Raw genomic sequence first — 20632 nt, forward strand, 5'->3', positions numbered from 1 at the left:
CTGTTGAGGCGGATTTGAACGCTCCTTATTCGACTCGCAGGTAGATGGCTTTCAGGTATTCGGCCTCAGGGAAGCTGGCGTGATGGTCGGGCGCGTGGCGACTGGTGCGCAGTTCACGCACGGAGCGTCCGGTGCGGCGGGCGGCGGTGCGCACAGCCTGGAAGAACTCGTCGGCGCTGACGTGGGCGCTGCACGAGGCGCTGATCAGGATTCCCCCCGGCGCCAGTTTACTGAGGCCGTCGGTGGCGAGTTTCGCGTAGGCACGAATGGCTCCTGCGCGTTCGCTTTCGCGGCGGGCCAGCGAGGGCGGGTCGAGGATCACCAAGTCGAACTGACGCGGGGTGGTCCCCAGCCAGTCGAACACGTCGGCCTGCACGGTTTCATGCCGGGCACGCAGGCCAGGATTTAACTGGAAGTTGCGCCGCGCTCCTTCCAGGGCGTGCGGGCTGATGTCCACGCTGACGACCTCGGTGGCGCCGCCACGGGCCGCGTACAGGCTGAACCCTCCGCTGAACGAGAAGGCGTTCAGGACGCGCCGGCCCGCCGCGAAGGTTTCGACCCGGCGGCGGTTCTCGCGCTGATCCAGAAAAAACCCGGTTTTCTGCCCCCGGCGCACGTCGGCCTCGAAGTGCAGGCCGGATTCCTTGAAGATGACCGGGCCATCAGGCACGTCTCCCAGCAGCACCGCGCCGTCCATCAGGGCCACCTTGGCCGCCTGTTCCTGAATGTTGCGGCTGAGGCGCAGCACCACTGCGAAGCCGGAAAAGCGCTCTGCCAGCAAGTCGAGCAGCAGCGGCAACACTGGGAACCACGCCGCCGTGTACACCTTCATGACCAGCACCTGCGCGTAGCGGTCGAGCACCAGGCCCGGAAACCCGTCCGATTCACCGTTGATCAGCCGGAAGCCGTTGGTGGCGTGATCCTCGGCCACCGCGCCGAACAGCGCCGCGCGGCGAGCCAGCGCACTGTCGAGCCGGGCAGCCCACCACGCCGTATCGATGTTGACCGGAGCCCCCGCGTGCAGCACCCGCACCCGCAGCGGCGACGCCGGGTCGTACAGGCCGATCGCCAGAAAACGGTCACGGCGGTCGTAGATGACGGCCAGTTCGCCCGCTTCGCCGGGGCGGTTCTGCTCGCGGACGCTCGATTCGTACACCCAAGGGTGACCGGCCCGGATATGCGACTCGGCGGCGTTCGTGACGCGCAGGCGCAGGCGGGACGAACCGGGGGCGGGCTGGGCGGGCAAATTCACAAGAAAACAGCATACCGCAGTTGTGCAGCGCCGCGCCCGGGAAAAGTCACGTTGGTCTGGGCAGCAGGGCGTGCAGCGCAGTTGATGCAGCGCAGGCCGCAAGCCATCTTTCCTCAGGCCATGACCGCTTTCCACGCACCGCGTACACTGTGACCATGACCGTTTCTTCTGCCGATGTGCTGAGCCAGGTGCAGCACAAGTCCGCGGTGGCCCTGGAGTTGCAGGGCATCACGAAGCGTTTTCCGCTGGTGCTGGCGAACGACAACATCAGCCTGAGCGTGAACTGGGGCAGTGTGCACGCGCTGTGCGGTGAAAACGGGGCCGGCAAAAGCACCCTGATGAAAATTGTCTATGGGGCGCAGCCGCCGACCAGCGGGCGGATCATCGTGGACGGCGAGAGCGTGGTGTTCAGCAGCCCGGCCGAGGCCATCGCGCGCGGCATCGGCATGGTGTTTCAGCACTTTCAACTGGTCGACACGCTGACTGTGACGGAAAATGTGATCCTGGGCGCCGAGCCGACCCAGGGCACCAGCATCAACTATGGCGCGGCGCGGCGGCGCGTGGCCGAATTGGTGAAACAGTTCAACTTCGACCTCGACCCGGACGCGCTGGTGGGCGACCTGCCGGTGGGCCGCCAGCAGAAGGTGGAAATCCTGAAGACGCTGTACCGCGGGGCACGCATTCTGATTCTGGACGAACCGACGGCGGTGCTGACGCCCAGCGAAACCGACGAACTGTTCGAGTTTCTCAAGGGACAGTATGCCGCGAGCGGCAATGCCGTGATCTTCATTTCTCACAAGTTGCACGAGGTGCTGCACATCTCGGACACCATCTCGGTGATCCGCGACGGCCGCATGATCGGCACCATTCCGGCGGCGGGCGCCACCACCGAGACGCTGGCGAAGATGATGGTGGGCCGCGACGTGAGCCTGAAGGTGGACAAGACCCCGGCCCACCCCACCGAGGTGGCGCTGGACGTGCAGAACCTGGTGGTGAAGGGCGAACACAAGAACGCGGTGGACGGCGTGAGTTTCCAGGTGCGCGCCGGCGAGATCGTGGGGATTGCCGGGGTCGAGGGCAACGGGCAGAGCGAACTGGTCGAGGCCATCACCGGCCTGAAAACCTACCAGGCGGGCCAGATCACCTACCTGGGCCGCCCGGCGCACGGGGTGCGGGGCGTGGAGGCGGCGGGCGTGTCGCACATTCCCGAAGACCGCAACGAGCGCGGCCTGGTGCTGGACATGAGCACTGCCGAGAACTACATCCTGGGCGAACACGATGACGCGCCTTATGCCGGCCGTTTCGGCTTCCTGAACCTCGACCTGATCGAGAAGACGGCCCGTGAGCTGTCCGAGGAGTACGACGTGAGGCCGCGCAGCACCTCGCTGCCGGCCGGCAACTACTCCGGCGGCAACGCACAGAAACTGATCGTGGCCCGTGAAATGCACCGCCGGCCCAGGATTCTGGTCGCCAGCCAGCCCACGCGCGGGGTGGACATCGGGGCCATCGAGTTTATTCACGGCAGCATCGTGAAAGCGCGCGACGAGGGCCTGGCGGTGCTGCTGATCAGCGCCGACCTGGGCGAGGTGATGAACCTCTCGGACCGCATTCTGGTGATGTACGAGGGCCGCATTGCCGGCGAGGTGGAAGCCGCGCAGGCCACCGAAACGCAGCTGGGCCTGATGATGACCGGCAGCGCTGCGCCCGCCTGAACCCCACACCCGACGCGGGTGTCTGGCTCCCCTGCCCGCGCCCAGATGGCAGGGCGCGGCTGTCGGACGGATGGTGCGAATTTCGTCTGTTCCGTCAACAAACCAGAACCTCACCGGTGGGTGAATTCCACGCCCGGAACCCGCCCCGCTCCCACTCGCTGTGCTCGGATTGAATCCCTTCGCCAGCGATTCAATTAGAGTCGATATGACATGAGTGTCCGGTCAACCGACGTTCACCCTTCTCAGTTTGCCGTGTCCGACTGTGTGTCATGCACACGTGCCGCAGGTGGTGTCCCAACGCGCATTTTGCAGGCTGTGTCAAACTAGGAGAAGCATGCGACATTCCTTAACTCTTGCGGTGACCCTGGCCCTCGCGGCCCCCGCCTACGCCCAGACGGCCCCGGCCACCACGCCGGCCCCGGTCGGAACCGCCAGCGCCGGAACCGTGCAGGACATCAGCATCGTGGGTTCCACCGACCTGCTCAGCGACCTGATCAAGTCCACCATCACCGTGCAACAGGGCACGCCGCTCTCCAGCGTGAACCTGCGCCAGGTCGAACAGGACGTGCTGGGCACCGGCTACTTCAAGTCCGCGATTGCCGAGCTGCGCACCGTGCAGGGGCGCGACACGCTGGTCATCACGGTGCAGACCAACCCGACCATCAGCGCGGTGGACGCCAGCGGGCTCAACTACCTGCCCGCCGACGCCTTCAAGAAAAGCATCAGCGACCTGCTGAACATCGCCCCCGGCGCGACCCTGAACACCCAGCGCATCGACCAGGCCAAAACGGCCCTGGCGCAAAACTACCAGCAGCAGGGCTTTCCGTTCGTGCCCAGCATCAGCAGCACCCTGAAGACCAACGCCGACGGCACGGTCACGGTGGCCTTCGTGGTCGACGAGACCGCACCCATCTCGCGGGTCGAAGTGAGCGGCGCGACGCTGCTGCCGCAGGCGACCATCACCAGCATCTTCAAACCGCTGTACGACAGCAAGAAATTCACCACCCAGGCCTTCTTTGCGGCCTCCGACGCCCTTCAGAAGGCCTACACCGACGCCGGGTACATCCAGGCCGGCATTGCGCCGGGCGGTGTGACGCTCGACAAGGGCGTCCTGAAAATCCAGGTGACCGAGGGTGTGGTGGCCGACATCGACACCTCGGCACTGGGAGAAGTGAAAAGCGCCCTGCAAACGCGCGTGGGCACCCCGGTGCGCCTGGCCACCCTGCAGGCCGACGTGCGCGCGCTGGCCAACGAGACCGGCCAACCGGTGGGGTTCGCGCTGCAACCCGACCAGAGCAACCCTGGCCGCCTGACCGTGTTCTTCGGCGCGGCGGAAGTGGAAAGCGGCCCCATCAAGACCATTCAGTTCGCCGGCAACACCCAGGTGCCCACCGCCACGCTGGCCGCCGCCCTCAAGACGAAAGTCGGGGACGTGTACTCGCCGCAACTGGCGCAGGACGACTTCGTGGCGCTGCGCGAGGCCTACCGCAAGGCCGGGTACGAGATCAGCACCCGCGACGCCGTGAGCTTCAAGGAAGGCGTGCTGACCTTCAACATCCGCGAAGTGCGCGTGGCCGGCTACGAACTGGCCTGGCAGGGCAACCACAAGACCAAAGACCATGTGATTCTGCGCGAACTTCCGGCCCCGGGTCGGCTCTTTAACCTGAACGAGATTCAGGAGGCGCTGGGCCGCGTGAGCCGCCTGGGCTTCGTGACCATCAGCAACACCTCGGCCAAGTCCAACGACGCGCAGAACCCCGAGAACATCACCTACGTCATTCAACTGGCCGACACTGGCAGCCGCTCGCCCAACCTGATGCTGGGCTACGACACCGTCAGCGGCTGGAACGGCAGCGCCGGCTACGAGGAAACGAACTTCCTGGGTCTGGGCCAGCGCCTGGGCCTGAACGTGACCGCGGGGCTGAACCAGGCCGGGCAGAACTTCTCCGGGGGCCTGAACTACACCATTCCGTGGCTGGACCTGAATTTCGGGGACTTCAAACGCCGGCGCACGTCCGCCAGCTTCAACCTGTACAGCACCGTGGGCGGCAACCAGACGCTGTACGACAACGTCACCGACTTGGCGGGCAAGGTCACCAAGGAAGACACCGGGCGCGACTACACCGTGCGCACCACCGGCCTGAGTGTGAACCTGGGCCGCAACATCACCCCCAACCTGAGTGCCAGCGTGGGGGCCCAGATCAACTACAAGACCTACTATCTGGAAACCATCCAGTCCGGTGAGACCACCACCACCAGCAACGAGAAGGCCGCGACCCTGCTGCCCAAAGAGAACCTGACCACCCGCCTGGAAAGCAGCCTGGCCTACGACAGCACCGACAACCAGGAGTTCCCCGGCGCCGGCTGGCGCGGCAATGCCCTGGCCGCCTACAACTTCGGGCGCAGCGGCAGCACCCCGCTGGGCTGGACGGACGCGGAACTCGGCGCGAGCAAGTACTTCGGGTTCGGCGCGAAGCGCAAGCAGGAGTACGGCAGCGACACCTACAAGAACGTATTCGCCGCCCGCCTGAACTACGGCACCAGTGTCGGCTCCATGCCCGAAGGCACCGGGTACTACATCGGGGGCGTGAACCCCGCCGCCCCGCGCGAACTGCGCGGCCTGAACGACGGGCAACTGTTCGGCACGAGTTACGTCACCAGCGCCGTCGAGTACCGCCACGACTTCGGCCTGAACGCCGGGTTCGCGCAGGGCCTGTACGGCATTCTGTGGGCCGATGCCGGCGGCGTGTGGAAGCCCGGCGGCAACTTCGAGGGCGCTTACGGCCTCGGGGCCGGCGTGCAGCTCAACCTGGGCATCGGCGGGACGCGCCTGCCCACCCTGCGCTTCGATTACGGCTGGAGCCCCCAGCGGGTCGACGGCAACGGCAACCAGCAGGGCGCACGGTTCATGTTCAAGATCGGCAACTTCTGGTAAAGCGTGTTATTTCCATATCGGGCGTTGAAGGCGACTTCAGCGCCCTTTTACGTGCAGCGTTCTATAGGCGGCCGCGTGAGCTTGCCGGGTCAACCGTATACCGGGCGTCCTGAGCATCCGGGACGCTGGTTGCTCCTGTTCGCTCTGCTTGCAACTTTGCAAGTCCGCCCGGCCCCGCCCAGTGACTTCGTAAGTGATGGGCCGGCATTCTGATCACTTCAACTTCAAGTCCTGCTCGTCCGGACTGACCTGACCGAATTTATCGCGCAGGAAGCGGCCGTTGGTCAGCAGCTCCTGTCCACCGGCATGCGTGCTGAATTCCACCAGCTTCTGCGCGGCGCTGAGCAGCAGTTCCAGCTGTTCGCACAGCAGGTCACGCCCGGTTCTGTGGCCCTCGATGGGCAGGGTGTCGGCGCGCGTGGGCGGCAGTTTCAGGTAAGCCTGCACGGCGGCGGGCGCGTACTCCTCGCGGATCGCGCGGGCTTCGTAGGCCGCCTGCGTACCGGTCTGGCCCTGCGCCGCCAGGGCTTTTTGCGCCTCGATGGTGCGCAGGTCGATGGCGACCAGCAGCGCCCGCGCCTGCGCCGGAAGGCGCTGATCCTGATGAAGCGCGTTCAGGCCCGTGTTGGGGCCCGAGCTGGCCGCGTACTGGGTAGCCTCCGGCGGTCTGGCTGACGGTGTCGGCACCGGAAGGCCTTCCGGAAGCTGGACAGGTTGAACGGGCGTGCCGGTGGTGCCCTGGGGAAGCTGGGCGGGCCTCTCGGGGCGTTCCGTGACCGTTTTGCCACGCACCTGGCCCCTTTGGCCGAGGGCCGAGAACGCCGTGAGTGCCAGGACGACCACCAGCGGGAACTTCAGCCAGCCGGCCCCCAGCCACATGAACGCTGCAGCGCTGAGCAGCGCCACCCCCAGCAGCGGCAGAGGCATGTGTCCACGGCGCGCGCCGCCCAGCCGGCTGAACAGGAAGGCCAGCAATAGACCCGCCGCCGGGTGAACCACCCAGTCCGCGCCCAGCAGGCAGCTCACCACCACCAGACCAGAGGCCAGAGCGAGCCCCCTGAAGTCCCTGCCACGCCCCGAGAACACCGTGGACGCGAAGTGCGCCGTGGTCAGCGCGCCCAGCAGTCCAGCCGCCCACCCCAGGTCAGGCATGGGCAGCAACCGGTTCACTTGAAACGCTGTTCACTGGCATTCCCCCATGGTAAACGCCTTTCGTGAAGTCATAAGCATTCCGGCCCTCAGTTATGCAATCACTGGGCAACCCGACTGGAACGAGATGGAACAACAAGGGTCTCGGAAGTGCAGTGCTTCCTGCGCAACAACGCCGCAGGGAGCACAAAACAAACGGGATGCTGATCAGGAGCCCGTTAAGAAGCGAATCACCTCGCGGCGCAGGCGCTGACTGGTGTAATGGCCCACGTTCGGCAGCACCTGTTCCTGAAACAGGTGGGGAAGGCCCGCGGCCCCATAGGCGCGTTTGAACGCCTGCGCGGTAGGAGCGTGGTGCTCGGTGGTCGGAAACACCGCGTCCTGCGCCCCGCTGATCAGCAGCAGCGGTCGTGGGGGGAAGGACGCGGCGTGCTCGACGGGCCGGTAGCTGTCCAGAAAGTCGCGCAGGGCCGGGCGCGCGACCAGCGGTTCCCTCCACACGCCGGACGTGATGGCCGCCGCCACCTTCTGCACGCGCCCTTCGGTGCGGGGCAGGGTCAGGGCCACGTACCCGCCCATGCTGGAACCGATTACCCACACCGGCAGCGCGCCGAACTCTGCGGCGACGGCGTCCAGCAGCGCGGGCGTCTGCGCCACGGTGCGCGAGACGCTTTCCCACACGTACTCGCGGGCATTGAGGCCGGCGGGCGTGTCCTCCTGCCGCTCACCATGCAGGGCCGCGTCCGGCAGCACCACCAGCACGTCCTGCGCGGTCAGGGCCGAGTACACGCCCAGTTTTCCTTCCTTGCTGGCCCAGGCCCCGTGAAACACCACGCACACCGCCCGCAGTGGCCGGTCGGTCAGGGGACGCTCCAGCAGGCAGGGCACGCCCGCCCAGACGCGCCGCTCCACCCGGCACGGCACGCCCGCCAGTTCCGACGCAGCGGGCGGATCAGGCAAGGGTTCAGGCACAGCAGTCCTCCAGCCGGTACGGGGCGCGGGCCGGTTCCAGCACCCACACGTCCGGATTTTTCAGGGCAGCCCAGCCGCCAAAATCGAGGCCGAGCAGGAGGGCCAGCAGGTTGCCGTGCGTGACCAGCACGGTCAGCCCTGCCGGGTCACGCGCCGCGTTCAGGGCGTTCAGTGCGCGGGTGCTGGCCTCCTGGCCCGACTCGCCCCCCGGAAACGCCAGCGCCGGAGCGTCGAAGCTCTGTCTCAGGGCCGTCTGCCACGACGGTAAATGGCCGCCGCTCAACCTTCGTTCAGTCAGGCGTTCATCCATCTGTACCGGCAGATCCAGCCGGGCGGCCAGCGGCCGAATGGTCTGCACCGCCCGGAGCCAGGGGCTGCTGACGATGCGGGTAATGTCGACCTCCCCAAGTTGTTCGGCCAGTTGCGTGGCTTGCCGTTCGCCTTCGGGGGTCAGCGGCGCGTCCGGTTCCTGCCCACCCGCCCGCGCATGACGAATCAGAATCACGGTTCCAGCCGGGAATTTCACACCAGGCCCCCCAGACGGCGCATCTCCGCTTGCAGCGCGCTCACGTCCACCGCCCGGACAGCTCCAGCATGGTTTTTCGCGGCCCACGCCGCCGCGATCCCGGCGGCCTCGCCCATGGTGTGGCAGTTCTGCTGCACGCGAATGCTGGACTGCGCCTCGAAGGTGCTGCTGGCCGCCCGGCCCGGCACCAGCAGGTTCCCCACGCCCTGCGGCACCAGACAGCGGAAGGGGATCTCGTGGTAGGCGTCCCTGGCGAAATACGCGGCCTCACCGTCGCGCTCGTGCAGCAGCTTCGCGCCGCCCTTCACGCTGTGAATGTCGACCGGGTAGTGGTTGCGGCAGATGCTGTCCGGGAACTTGCGGCAATCCAGGATGTCCTCCACGCTCAAGGTGTACTCCCCGACGATGCGGCGCGTCTCACGAACCCCGACCATGGGGGCCACCACGCCGACGAACGCCGCCTCACAGCCCGGCAGGAACTGGCGGCAGAAGGCGGTCAGGCGCTCGATGGCGGCCCGTCCGTCGGTCTGCGCCGCCGAAAGCTGCCACGGGTCTGCGCCGTCGTTCAGGTCTGCGCGAATACGCGGGCAGTTGAACGACAACTCGCCCGGACGGCCCGGCACGCTGAAGGCCTGGAAGTAATCGCCGTCGCGCTCCAGCAGCACGCCGCCCTGCACCGCCTGCCGGAAGAGGGGTTCCAGGGTGGACTTGCGCCCCCACACCATCCAGAAGTGAAGGAACTCCGGCGATTCCTGCCCCTGCCCGTTCTCGCACAGGAAAGCCATCAACCGCGCCGTGTCCACGCCTGCCAGCGTGAAGCGCAGACTCATGGCCTGGTGCAGCCCGTCCTCGTCCCCCGCGTGAAACGGCACGCCCGCCCCCGCCGCCACGTCCGCGTCCCCGGTGGCGTCGATAAAGACGGCGGCGCGAAGGGCTTGCAGGCCGCCCTTGTTGTGAATGACGAGAGCGGAGATTCGGCTTGTGGCTAGTGGCGCGTGGCGTGTGGAGAGGGCGTGGAGCGTGAATCGTGAATCGTGGGAAAAGACGGATGTGGCGTTCAATTCCTCGATCATCTTTTGGCCTGCTGCCTGCGGCCTTCCGCTTTCTGTCAGCAGCGGTTTCACGACCTGCGTGTGGTACAGCACTTCCCCGCCGGCTTCGAGCAGCATCTGTTCCAGCACGAACTTCAGGCCCTCGGGGTTGAACCAGTTGTCGTTGCCGCCCCCGTCGGTGGCCCCGTCTCCCCGGCCATGCAGGCGGCGCTTGAGTTCGTCGGTCAGGCCCCGGTTCAGGTTCTGCCCGTCACTCACGTTGCGCATCAGGGGCGTCACCCAGGCGTTGGTGCCGGTACCGCCCAGGCTGCCCTGCGCCTCGACCACCAGCACGCTGGCCCCGGCGCGGGCCGCCGCAATTCCGGCCATAGCGCCTGCGGTGCCGCCCCCGGCCACGATCACGTCCCAGGTTCGCTGGGAAGTGGTGTATGAAAGGGTCATTCTGGTTGCACCACACCGATCTCCTGCCCATTCAGGCGCACAGTAATGGCCTGACTGATACGGTAACGATCACTGTAAAACGTGCCCGGCGGAAGGATCAGGCTGACTTTTTGTATGCTTCCGGCTTCCGTTGTGCAGGCTTCAGGTGGTGGAGTGGTCAGAAGATCGATATTCACAGTATTTCCTTCACGTTTCACGTTCAGGTTTTGGAAGGGATCGCAGGAATGGTAATTCGTTTCCCAGGTGATCAGGCGTGCGCCGGGCTGGTCAGGAACTTCCTGCATGCTGGCCCGAACTGCCGTCATGTGCCGGGGCTCCTCCACCTTCGCTTGCTCAGGCGCTGGGTCTTTTTTCGTCTGGCAGGCCGTGAGAAGGAACAGGCCGAGCAGAAGAACCCGATTCACTTGACCTCGACCTTGCCCCAGCTTTTGCCGTTCACCACAACTTCGAAGGGGTTGGTGCGGCCCACCGCGCCGGAGTCCACGTAAGTCAGGGTTTGCTCGGCGTAAACAGCGGGGCAGGCGACTTGCAGGCCGTTATTCGTGGCACTGGCCTCCAGGGAAAGGATGCTGGCAGTACGCTTGACAAGCAGAAGACGCTGGTCTTTGTCGTTGCAGCCCAGGCTGTACTTCACGGTTACGCTCAGGTCTGCGCCGGGCGCGAGGAGAGCAGGGATGTCCACGGCGACCACGTTCAGCGGCACGGTGCGCGAGACCGGCACGACACCGCAGGCGGTCAGACCGGCAAGAATGCCCAGCAAAACGAGTCTTTTCATGCTTGTACGCCTCCTTCAAGGCTCCCGAAGATCAGTCGAGGATTTATCCCCATTGTAGACGTCAGCGGGAATGCCGCCTGGCGAAGGAAAGCGGGAAAACCGCCGCAGTCCTCGCGGGGCGGTTTCGTTCTTCCCGAGCTTAGCCCTTCACGGCGCCTTCCAGGCCCTTCATGAAGTATTTTTGCCCGAACGCGAACACGATCAGAATGGGAAGAATGGCGATCACAGCCCCAGCCATGACCGCGCGGCTGTTGGTGCTGAACGTGCCGGACAGTTCCAGCAGGCCCGCCGAGAGGGGCATCAGGTTCTTGTCGGGCAGCATGGTTCTGGCCCACAGGAAGCTGTTCCAGTACGCCACGAACTCCAGGATGCTGAAGGCGGCGATGGTGGGCAGGGCCAGCGGGAGCATGATGCTGCGCCAGATTTTCAGTTCGCTGGCCCCATCGATGCGGGCGGCCTCGATCAGTTCGATGGGCACGCTCAGGTACGCCTGCCGGATCAGGAACAGGCCCACAATGGACGCTGCGCCGGGCAGCACCACCGCGAAGTACTGCTTCACCATGTCCAGAATCGGGTTCGTCTGCGACAGCAACCCCAGCTTGATGGTGCTGATGTAATTCACGATCAGGCCCGACTCGTTGGGCAACACCATCAGCGCCAGGATGGCGTAGAAGATCAGGTCACGGCCCGGAAAACGCATCTTGGCGAGCGGGTAGGCGGCCAGGGTGGCCAGCGTGACCGACAGCGTAATCCCGAGGGTGCAGATGATGACGCTGTTCAGGATCAGCCGCCAGAACGGGACGGTGGTGCCTTTCCAGACCTCCAGGTAATTTTTGAAACTGATGCCCCTGGGCAGGATTTTCGCCTCGTAGATGCTGCCGCCGGGTTCCAGGCTGGTAATGATCGTCCAGTAGAACGGGTACAGCATGATCAGCGCGATGACGGTCAGCACCAGGTACGCGAGGAAGTTGCTGAGGCGCTGGCGCTGCTGGCGTTTCGCCTTGAGTTCAGCGGCGGTGCGGGCGAATTCGTCGGTCATGACGGCGCGGTTGGGGTCAGGCATCGGCTTTGCCTCCGCGCGTCAGTTTGAAGTTCAGGATGCCGAAGATGATGCTGATGAACGCGATGATGATGCCTCCCGCCGCCGCCAGGCCGTACTTGAAGTCGTAGAAGGCCCGCGAGTAGGTGTAGAACAGCGCCGAGTACGTGCTTCCGGCGGGGCCGCCCCCGGTCATCACGTAAATTTCCTCGAAGACCTTGATGGCGCTGATGGTCGAGAGCAGGCTGCACACCAGAATGGTGGGGCGCAGGCTGGGCAGGGTGATGTTCCAGAAGACCTGGGTGCGGGTGGCCCCGTCGATGACGGCCGCTTCCTCCAGTTCGGTGCTGATGCTCTGCAAGCCTGCCAGGTACAGCACCATGTAGTAGCCGATGCCTTTCCAGAGGGTCACGAACATGACCGCCAGCAGCGCCGTGGCGGGGTTGTTCAGCAGGCCGCGGTCTTCTTTCATCAGGCCCAGGGCCATCAGAACCGTGTTGACCGGGCCGCTCTGCTGGTACAGCCACGACCACATCAGCCCCACCACCGCGAAACTGGTGACCACCGGCACGTAGTAGGCGGTGCGAAAAAACCCGATGCCCCGCAGCGGGCGGTTGACCAGCAGAGCCACCAGAATGCTGATGACCTGAATGACCGGCACCACCAGGATGTACTTCAGGCTGTTTTTCAGGCCGGACCAGAACTGCTCGTCGCGGAACAGTTCGCGGAAGTTTTCCAGCCCCACCCACTCGGGCGGGTTGATGATGTTGTACTTCGTGAACGCCAGAAAAGTTCCGAAGATGACAGGCCAGGTGTGGAAAATCAGCAACAGCAGCAGGAACGGCAGCATGAAGGCGTAGGCGATCACGGTGTTTCTCGCGGTGACTTTCGCGCCGCTGGCCCCCTGCTGGTGCTGTGCACGGCGTGAAACGCGCCGGGGAGTGGAGGTCATTCGGGAAGTGTAGCGAACCCTGACGGCCCAGGCATGAAAAACCCCCCCGGGAAGGGAGAGGACAGACTCAAACCTGGAGCTACGATCTGTCGAGGTCGTTTTTTACGTCCTGCGCAGTGTCCTTCGCCGTCTGCGAGACCTTGTCAGCCGCGTCGCTGGCCGTATCCTTCATGCGCCCGGCCGCGTCCGAGGCGTCACGGCCCATCTTCTGGGCGGCGTCTTGCATGTCCTGCCCGGCCTTGCTGGCCCCCTCCTGCGCCCTGTCGGCCATCCGGCTCGCCTCGGCTTTCAGGCGTTCCGCTTCGGCTTTCGCCCGGTCGGCGTACTCGCTCGCCCTGCTTTTCGCCTCCGTCAGGGCGCTGTTCATCTGGGCATCCACGTCTTTCATATGGCCCTGGTAGCTCGTCTTGTGCCCCTCGGCGCGGGCGCGGGCCGCCGCCGCGTCGGCGCGGTCTCTGGCATTTTCCTCCGGGTCGTTCCCGATGTTGGCGGCCACGTCGTGTATCACCGCCTTCGTGCGGTCGACCAGTTCGTCCGCGCCGGCTTTCGCCACGTCCAGCACCGATTCCAGCAGGCCCCTGTCCTTTTTACTGTCCGTCATGGGGTCAGCATGCGCCCCAGACCGGCTCGAACAATGAAAAGAGGCTCAGGTCACGTTTAGAAGAAGGTGGGGGCTATGGGGTTCGGGAGCGTGAAGCGCGGGAGAAAAGGTCAGTGAGGCGGTGGCCAGGAACATGAAACCTCTGATTCAGGGTTCCTGCTCAGCCTGGCCCAGCGGGAAGGAGTAGCTGGCCGCTGCGCCGAAGCCGGTTTCTCCAGCCTGGTTCAGGCCGCCGCGCAGGTCGAGTTTCAGGGTACCGGGGCCGACGGGTTTCGTGATCTCCACGCCGGCCCGCAGGGGGTTGGTGTTCCAGCGCCAGGGTTCATAGGCGGCGTAGGTGCGCAGGCGGCTGTTCTCGCCCAGCACGTCCGCGAAGGACACGCTGGCGACCAGGCCCAGCCCGGAGTGGCCGCCGCGTTCTGGCCCCACCTGCGCGTCGAGCGCAAAAGCCCGGCCGTCAGCCGTGGTGTAGGTGAATCCGGCGGTGGCGCCCAGCACGTCCGTACCTGCGCGTGCCCCCAGGCGGTAAGACAGCGTTCCGGTGGTTTCCGTTTCCAGCGGGGCGTCCGGGTCGTCGCCTTCCGCGCGGGGCAGGGTGCGGGTCAGGTCACGCCGCTGCTCCACGCCGCCGTAAACGTTCCACGGGCCGCCCAGTTCGGTGCCCAGCAGCGCCACCAGGTTGCGGTTCACGCGGTAGCGCACGCCCAGATCGGCGTTCCAACCGTTCCCCCGGAGATCGGTGGGGGCCAGCGTCCAGCCGGCCAGTGGGTCAAACGTGGCCGCGGACGCAGTGAAGTAAGTGCCCGACAGGCTCAGTGCCACCGGGCCTAACGCGCCTGATGTGGCGGAGGCCACGCGGAAACCGCCAGCCCAGGCCACCTGAGCCTGCACACTCGTGTTTAGCGCGCCCAGCGGCGGCAGGCTCAGACCACGGGCGTAGGACACGTCCACCCCCCGCGTGGACACCCCCGCCGCCACCGTGCCGCCCAGTGCCGGCCAGTCGGACACGCCCACCCGCGCCGTCAGCGGGTACGTCACGCCGAAATCCACGTTGGTCGCGCCGCCGACCCCGGAGGCGCCCAGGGAAAAGCAAAGTATGGTGAGCAAAGTCCTGTGCATGCCCTCAGGGTAGCCCGCTAGGGTATGAATATGCGCCCCCCCCTTGCCGTCACCCGTCTGGTTCTACTGCCCCTGGCGGCCCTCGTGTCCTGCGCTCCCTTGCAGCAGGCGGTGAAAGTCCCCACCATGAAAGTCGAGGGGATTCGCCTGAACCGCCTGACCCTGCCGAGTGGTGGGCGCCCCGCCACGGCGAACGTGACCCTGAAACTGCGCGTGAACAATCCCAACGCCGTTCCCGTGCGGCTGGCGAACATCTTTGCATCCGTCATCATCGACGGCGAGAAGGTCGGTGACGTGAATCTGCCCAACGTCAACCTGCCCGCCAGCGGCGAAGCCCTGCAAGACGCCAACCTCGACATCCCCGTCACTTTGCCCACCGCCGGCGCCTTCCTGAAAGTGGCCCGTGGTCAGCAGGTCAGTTACCGTCTGGACGGCACTTTTACCGCCGACCTTGGGGGGTTGGGCCGCCCCACCTTCGGGCCGTTCACGCTCGCGCAGGGTGTGTGGAAGCAGGCCCCAATCGTGCCGTTTTGATGGAACATCAAGCGTGAAAGGACGTGATGTTGAGGGTGTTTTAGCCTTCCGCCTTCTGCCCTCCCCCATCTGCCTCTTGAGCATTCGGCCTCCGTGTCTGTAACACAGTCGGTTGTCAGGCGGGCGGTTTCCGCGCAATATGGCGGGGTATGCATGACGCGCTGATGGCGGCACTTCGCACTGTAAACGACCCCGAGTTGCACCGAGACCTGGTCTCGCTGGGCATGATCGAGGCGGCGGAACTCGGCGGCGGCGTGGCACGCGTGAAAGTGAACCTGACCACGCCTGCCTGCCCTCTCAAGGGCAAGATCGAGGGGGACGTGAGGGAGGCGCTGCTGAAAGTGCCGGGCGTGCAGGACGTGGTGGTGACGTTCGGGGCGATGGTGCGGGCGCCCAGCCAGCCCGCGCTGCCGGGGGTCAAGCACGTGGTGCTGGTGGGAAGCGGCAAGGGTGGTGTGGGGAAAAGCAGCGTGGCCGTGAACCTGGCGGCCAGCCTGGCGCGTGACGGCGCGAAGGTGGGCCTGCTCGACGCCGACGTGTACGGCCCCAGCGTGGCCCACATGATGGGCCAGGGGGCCGCCCGCATCACCGCGAACGAGGAGCGCAAGATGCTGCCCCTCGAGGCGCACGGCGTGAAGTTCCTGAGCATGGCAAACCTTTCCCCGGCCGGTCAGGCGCTGGTGTGGCGCGGGCCGATGCTGCACAGCGCCATACAGCAGTTTCTGAAGGACGCCGCGTGGGGACAACTCGATTACCTGATCGTGGACCTGCCGCCCGGCACCGGGGACGTGCAACTGTCGCTGACGCAGACGGTGCAGGTGACCGGCGCAGTGATCGTGACCACCCCGCAGGACGTGGCCCTGATCGATGCGGCGCGCGCCATCGACATGTTCAAGAAAGCCAGCGTGCCGGTGCTGGGCATCGTGGAGAATATGAGTTACTTCGTCGCGCCGGACACCGGCCACACCTATGACCTCTTCGGGCGCGGCGGCAGCCGCAAACTGGGCGAGCAGTTCCCGCTGCTGGGCGAAGTGCCCATCGACACCGACGTACGCCAGGACAGCGACCAGGGCACGCCGGTGGTGCTGGCCCACCCGGACAGGCCCGCCGCCGCCGTGCTGACCCAGGTGGCCCGCAACCTGGCCGGGCAGATCAGCATCCGCTCGCTGTCCTCGCTGCCGGATCAACTCACGGTCGTCTGAGCATGTCCCCCTCTTCCCTCACCGCGCCCTCCCCGTCCCTGGCGCCTGCGCCGGAACGCACGAAAAACAAGCTGCTGGAACTGATCAAACGCTGCGGCCCCCTGACCGCGCAGGACATCGCCTGCAAGCTGGAAATCAGCATTCCTGCCGCGCGACGCCACCTGCTCGACCTTCAGGAACACGCCCTGATCGAGTCGCGCACCGAGCGGCCCAGCGGACGCGGGCGGCCCCAGCACGTGTTCGCGCTGACCGAGCGGGGCGAGGCGGCCTTTCCGAAGACCTACGCGAACCTGTGCCTGGACGTACTGAAACAGGTGCAGACGATGTTCGGGGATGACGCCGTGCTGCGCGTGCTGGAAGCCCGCAACATGGAACACGTCAGGCAGTGGCGCGAACAGCTTCCGGCAGACCTGCCGCTGCCCGAACGGCTGGAGCGGCTGAGCACGCTGCTGACCCGGCTGGGTTTCGATGCCGTCATCGAAAGCGACGGAGAGGCGCTGTTCCTGGTGCAGCGCAACTGCCCGAACCTGACGGTGGCGCGCCAGCACCGCGAACTGTGCGCCGCGGAACTGCGCCTGTACCGCGACGTTCTGGGCACCGAGCTACGCCGCGAACTGACCATCGCGTGTGGGCAGGGAACGTGCCGTTACCGGATCGGGTAGTATCGGTCACCCCTTCACCCGCTCCCATGACCAGATCCGGATTTCTCCCCACCATTGCCGAGCCTCTGGCGCCGCTGCACAGCATCGTGGCCTGGCCGCCGGAGGTGCTGGACACCTGGATGAGACGCCAGCAGGAGCGTCTGAACGTCCGGGGCTTTGGCCTGCCCCACCTTAATCTCCGTGCGCCCTTTCAGACGCCGCTGCGCAGCAAGGAACTGGTGGCGGCCTTCCGCGCCGAACTGAAGGACGAAACACAGTTCGACGTTCAAATCAAAGGCTGGAAGCGCCTGCCCAGCGTGATTTTTCTGGAATGCCAGATGGACGATAAACTGCGCGACCTGCACCGGCGCCTGCTGAGCATCGGGCCGTCCAGCCACGCCCCCTACGACGGCGCGGAGTACCGCCCGCACCTCACCCTGGGCCTGGGCATCCTGCCGTGGGCCGCCGATGACCTCTGGAACGAAGTGCAGCACCTGACGCCTCCCTTGACCTCATTTACCGTAACGGCTTTAAGCTTGACCAGGGAAGTCGGCGGGGAAGTGCAGGAACTGCATACTTTTCCGCTGGAAGACTTTCCCCCTGAAGAGGGGTAGACAAAGCCCACCTTCGTGCGGTCGACGCTCCGGCTCAGGCGTGCGCGGGGACTTTCAGCAGGCCGGACAGGGCCCCGGCGAACTGCTCGTACCCGGCGAAATCCAGCTGCTGCTCGTTGTCGGACAGGGCCGTGACGGGGTTGGGATGAACTTCCACGTGAATGCCGTCTGCGCCGACGGCCAGCGCGGCTTTGGCGAGGGGAATGAGCAGGTCGCGGCGGCCAGCGGCGTGCGTCACGTCCACGATGACCGGCAGGTGCGTCATCTGCTTGGCGAGGGCCACGGCAGACAGGTCGAGGGTGTTGCGCGTCCACTTCTCGTAGGTGCGAATACCGCGCTCGCACAGGATCACCTCGCTGTTCCCTTCGGACAGGATGTACTCGGCGGCGTACAGCCACTCCTCGATGGTGGCGGCGAACCCACGCTTGAGCAGCACCGGCATCTGCGTGCGCCCCACCTCGCGCAGCAGGGCGAAGTTGTGCATGTTGCGCGCCCCAATCTGAAGAATATCCGCGTACTCGGCGACCACTGGCACGTCGCGGGTGTCCATGACTTCGGTGACGAACAGCATGCCGTGCTCCTTCGCCACATGGTTCCCCAGAATCAGACCGTCCACGCCCATGCCCTGAAACCCGTAAGGGCTGGTGCGGGGTTTGTACGCACCTCCACGCAGGATTTTCACGCCGCGCGCAGCGAGGAAGGCCGCCGTGCTTTCCATCTGCTCTTCGGATTCGATGCTGCAAGGCCCGGCGATGATAATCGGCGCTTCGTTCCCGCCAATCTTCACCCCGTCGATGTCCAGCACGGTGTCCTCCTGCTTGACCTGCCGCGACACCAGCAACTGCTTCTTGTCGTTCTGTTCCTCCAGCGCCAGGCTCGCCTTGAAAATCTCCTTGAAAATGCCTTTGACCGTCGCTGCACTGAACGGCCCCGGATTGAGCGCCTCCAGTTCCTTGAGTTGCTTTTCTTCGCGCGCCGGGTCGTAGTGGTTCGGGCGCCCCTCGGACGTTTTCGCATGCCCGATCTGCGCTGCCAGTTCCGCCCGGCGGCTGATCAACGTCAGCAGCTCGCGGTTAATCCCGTCAATCTCGGCGCGAAGGTCTTCAATGGTGCGTTTCGAGTCCGTCATACCCGCCAGTGTAGGAAGAAAGGCGGTGCATAGGGCGCATACCACTAGTCAGGACGTATAGGGCATTTGACAAAAGAACGCCGTGATTTTGTCCGAGCAGCGCGAGGGAACTCAGATGAGCAGGACGGACGGGCACAGCTCCGTAGGAGAGAATGAAGTGGGTTTTGCCCTCTTCTACCCTTCCGCCTCCGCACTGTTCACCATGTGAACCGCCACGCGATTGAGCGCCGCGTACAGTTCACGGGCGTCCTCGTCCCCGATTTCCGGCGTCTCGCGCAGCGCCTCCCGCATGCAGGCCAGCCAGGCCCGGGCGCGGGCAGGCGTGATCTGAAACGGCAAATGGCGCGCCCGCAAACGTGGGTGTCCGTATTGCTGGTGATACAGCGGCGGCCCACCCAGAAACCCCGTCAAAAATGCCTCCTGCTTCTGTGCCGTCAGCGTCAGATCCGCCGGAAAAATGGGAATCAGCTCGGGATGCCGCGCCACGCGGGCGTAAAAACGGCCGATCAGGAGGTGAAGATTCTCCGCTCCGATGCGGTCGTAAAGCGTGCCTGCGGGATCAAGCGGGATGGGCGCCGTCATGGCTGCTCAACGTTCCGACGGCCCTTCACAGGCCGAAGCGGGCGTAGATGTCGTCCACATGGCGCAGATACCACGCCAGGTCGAAGGCGGCGTCGAGTTCCTCGTCATTGAGGGGATTTTCCGGATCCGCCTTGAGGAGATCGCGCAGGCCTTCGCCGCTTTCCCAGGACTTCAGGGCATTTCGCTGCACCAGCGTATAGGCGTCCTCGCGGGTCAGCCCTTTCTCGTCGATAAGGGCGTGCAGGACGCGCTGGCTGAAGACCAGACCACCCAGGTCGTTCAGGTTTTTCAGCATGCGCTCCGGGAACACCACCAGGTCTTTCAGGACGCCGGTCAGGCGGCGGGTGGCGTAACTGGCGCCGGCAGTGGCGTCGGGCAGGATCACCCGTTCGTTGCTGCTGTGGCTGATGTCCCGTTCGTGCCACAGCGCCACATTCTCCAGACCGGTGATCAGGAAGCCGCGCAGCAGGCGGGCAAAGCCGGTGACGTTCTCGGTCAGGATGGGGTTTTTCTTGTGGGGCATCGAGGAACTGCCGGTCTGGCCTTTGCCGAAGGGCTCCATCGCCTCGCGCACTTCGCTGCGTTGCAGGTGGCGGACTTCCACGGCAATTTTCTCCAGCGTGGCCCCCAGGGACGCCAGGGCGTACAGCACTTCGGCGTGCCGGTCACGCGAGAGGGTCTGGTTGGTCACGGGTGCGGCCTGCCAGCCCCAGGCGGCGGCCACTTCTTCCTCGATTTTCGGGCTGACGTGCGCGTACGTGCCCACCGAGCCGCTCAGCATAACCACCTGCACGCGCCTGCGGGCGGCCGCCAGGCGTTCCAGGTCGCGGTTGAGGGCCTCCATCCAGTTCAGGAACTTCAGGCCAAAGGTCATGGGTTCGGCGTGAATACCGTGCGTGCGGCCCACCGTGGGCGTGTGCTTGAAGGTCACAGCCTGGGTGCGGCACACGTCGCGCAGCGCGGTGACGTCTGCCTGGATCAGGCCCAGTGCCTCGTCCAGCAGCAGGTTCTGCGCGGTATCCACCACGTCGGTGCTGGTCAGGCCGTGGTGAATGAAGCGGGCTTCCTCGCCGTACCGGTCGGTGAGGGCGCGGGTAAAGGCCACGATGTCATGGCGCGTGACCGCCTCAATCTCGGCCACCTTCACGGCGAAAGCGTCGTCCAACGGGTCGCTTTCACTTTTCCCGGTCAGCACCTCGAAGGCCGCCTGCGGCACCTCGCCGTGCTGGGCCTGCGCCCGCATGGCGGCCAGTTCCACCTTCAGCCACGCGCGGTACTTGCTGGCTTCACTCCACAGGGACTTCATTTCGGGCGTCAGGTAGCGGTCGATCACGCTCCAGAGGCTAACAGAGAAGGAGGCGCACCGGGGTAAAACTCAGGGGGTGACGCGGCCATGAAGTCAGGG

At 65.4% G+C, this 20632-nt stretch carries 20 protein-coding genes; 6 read left to right on the plus strand and 14 right to left on the minus strand.

The features are described 5' to 3' along the window. Window positions 1–25: 25 nt before the first annotated feature. Entirely contained in the window at window positions 26–1246 is a 1221-nt protein-coding gene (locus E5Z01_RS12120; protein ID WP_420810845.1) for a 23S rRNA (cytosine(2499)-C(5))-methyltransferase, read from the minus strand. Between the two features lie 161 nt (window positions 1247–1407). Between E5Z01_RS12120 and E5Z01_RS12125 the strand changes: the two genes are divergently transcribed. Both E5Z01_RS12125 and E5Z01_RS12130 read left to right on the plus strand, forming a co-directional pair. Then, the gene (locus E5Z01_RS12125; RefSeq protein WP_135229595.1) at window positions 1408–2964 is read left to right on the plus strand and encodes an ABC transporter ATP-binding protein; all 1557 of its coding nucleotides are present in this window, start codon (window positions 1408–1410) and stop codon (window positions 2962–2964) included. 334 nt (window positions 2965–3298) lie between these two features. Continuing rightward, on the plus strand, window positions 3299–5899 hold the full coding sequence (locus E5Z01_RS12130) for a BamA/OMP85 family outer membrane protein (protein WP_135229596.1): 2601 nt from the start codon (window positions 3299–3301) through the stop codon (window positions 5897–5899). 213 nt (window positions 5900–6112) lie between these two features. Here E5Z01_RS12130 and E5Z01_RS12135 read toward each other — a convergent pair whose 3' ends face one another. The 10 genes from E5Z01_RS12135 to E5Z01_RS12180 form a co-directional block, all read right to left on the minus strand. Continuing rightward, on the minus strand, window positions 6113–7051 hold the full coding sequence (locus E5Z01_RS12135; RefSeq protein ID WP_135229597.1) for a hypothetical protein: 939 nt from the start codon (window positions 7049–7051) through the stop codon (window positions 6113–6115). A gap of 204 nt (window positions 7052–7255) precedes the next feature. Then, window positions 7256–8020 (minus strand): alpha/beta hydrolase family protein, encoded by a 765-nt coding sequence (locus tag E5Z01_RS12140; RefSeq protein ID WP_135229598.1) that lies wholly within the window; start codon window positions 8018–8020, stop codon window positions 7256–7258. Next, on the minus strand, window positions 8013–8546 hold the full coding sequence (locus tag E5Z01_RS12145) for a histidine phosphatase family protein (protein ID WP_135229599.1): 534 nt from the start codon (window positions 8544–8546) through the stop codon (window positions 8013–8015). Before E5Z01_RS12145 ends, E5Z01_RS12140 begins: the two co-directional genes overlap by 8 nt. Beyond that, entirely contained in the window at window positions 8543–10039 is a 1497-nt protein-coding gene (locus tag E5Z01_RS12150) for an FAD-dependent oxidoreductase (protein ID WP_135229600.1), read from the minus strand. The genes E5Z01_RS12145 and E5Z01_RS12150 overlap by 4 nt, the downstream gene beginning before the upstream one ends. Then, window positions 10036–10323 (minus strand): hypothetical protein, encoded by a 288-nt coding sequence (locus E5Z01_RS12155; protein ID WP_135229601.1) that lies wholly within the window; start codon window positions 10321–10323, stop codon window positions 10036–10038. The genes E5Z01_RS12150 and E5Z01_RS12155 overlap by 4 nt, the downstream gene beginning before the upstream one ends. Before the next feature lie 116 nt (window positions 10324–10439). Further along, on the minus strand, window positions 10440–10814 hold the full coding sequence (locus E5Z01_RS12160) for a hypothetical protein (RefSeq protein WP_135229602.1): 375 nt from the start codon (window positions 10812–10814) through the stop codon (window positions 10440–10442). A gap of 139 nt (window positions 10815–10953) precedes the next feature. After that, a complete protein-coding gene (locus E5Z01_RS12165) occupies window positions 10954–11877 on the minus strand; it encodes a carbohydrate ABC transporter permease (protein WP_240738357.1) in 924 nt (307 codons plus the stop codon). Further along, entirely contained in the window at window positions 11870–12805 is a 936-nt protein-coding gene (locus E5Z01_RS12170; RefSeq protein WP_135229603.1) for a carbohydrate ABC transporter permease, read from the minus strand. Before E5Z01_RS12170 ends, E5Z01_RS12165 begins: the two co-directional genes overlap by 8 nt. Window positions 12806–12884: 79 nt before the next feature. After that, entirely contained in the window at window positions 12885–13406 is a 522-nt protein-coding gene (locus tag E5Z01_RS12175) for a hypothetical protein (RefSeq protein WP_135229604.1), read from the minus strand. A 147-nt stretch (window positions 13407–13553) separates the two neighbouring features. Further along, the gene (locus E5Z01_RS12180) at window positions 13554–14525 is read right to left on the minus strand and encodes a hypothetical protein (protein WP_135229605.1); all 972 of its coding nucleotides are present in this window, start codon (window positions 14523–14525) and stop codon (window positions 13554–13556) included. A gap of 30 nt (window positions 14526–14555) precedes the next feature. Here E5Z01_RS12180 and E5Z01_RS12185 point away from each other — a divergent pair, with 30 nt between their 5' ends. From E5Z01_RS12185 to E5Z01_RS12200, 4 genes are all read left to right on the plus strand, one after another. Continuing rightward, window positions 14556–15059: an LEA/WHy family protein gene (locus E5Z01_RS12185; protein WP_119765962.1), complete on the plus strand. Its 504-nt coding sequence runs from the start codon at window positions 14556–14558 to the stop codon at window positions 15057–15059. Between the two features lie 149 nt (window positions 15060–15208). Next, complete coding sequence (locus tag E5Z01_RS12190) at window positions 15209–16261, plus strand: Mrp/NBP35 family ATP-binding protein (protein ID WP_135229606.1); 1053 nt, start codon at window positions 15209–15211, stop codon at window positions 16259–16261. Window positions 16262–16263: 2 nt separating this feature from the next. Further along, entirely contained in the window at window positions 16264–16923 is a 660-nt protein-coding gene (locus E5Z01_RS12195) for a helix-turn-helix transcriptional regulator (protein WP_135229607.1), read from the plus strand. 26 nt (window positions 16924–16949) lie between these two features. Continuing rightward, entirely contained in the window at window positions 16950–17516 is a 567-nt protein-coding gene (locus E5Z01_RS12200) for a 2'-5' RNA ligase family protein (RefSeq protein ID WP_135229608.1), read from the plus strand. Between the two features lie 34 nt (window positions 17517–17550). Here the strand turns inward: E5Z01_RS12200 and E5Z01_RS12205 are convergent, their stop codons facing one another. The 3 genes from E5Z01_RS12205 to purB all read right to left on the minus strand — a co-directional run bounded on the left by E5Z01_RS12205 (window position 17551) and on the right by purB (window position 20560). Then, the gene (locus tag E5Z01_RS12205) at window positions 17551–18645 is read right to left on the minus strand and encodes a bifunctional 3-deoxy-7-phosphoheptulonate synthase/chorismate mutase (RefSeq protein ID WP_135229609.1); all 1095 of its coding nucleotides are present in this window, start codon (window positions 18643–18645) and stop codon (window positions 17551–17553) included. Window positions 18646–18819: 174 nt separating this feature from the next. Then, window positions 18820–19227, minus strand: coding sequence for a globin domain-containing protein (locus tag E5Z01_RS12210; RefSeq protein WP_135229610.1), 408 nt, complete (start codon window positions 19225–19227; stop codon window positions 18820–18822). A 25-nt stretch (window positions 19228–19252) separates the two neighbouring features. Next, window positions 19253–20560, minus strand: a complete 1308-nt coding sequence (gene purB, locus E5Z01_RS12215; RefSeq protein ID WP_135229611.1) for an adenylosuccinate lyase — start codon at window positions 20558–20560, stop codon at window positions 19253–19255. Window positions 20561–20632 lie beyond the last annotated feature (72 nt).

The organism is Deinococcus fonticola, assembly GCF_004634215.1.
GTDB lineage: Bacteria > Deinococcota > Deinococci > Deinococcales > Deinococcaceae > Deinococcus > Deinococcus fonticola.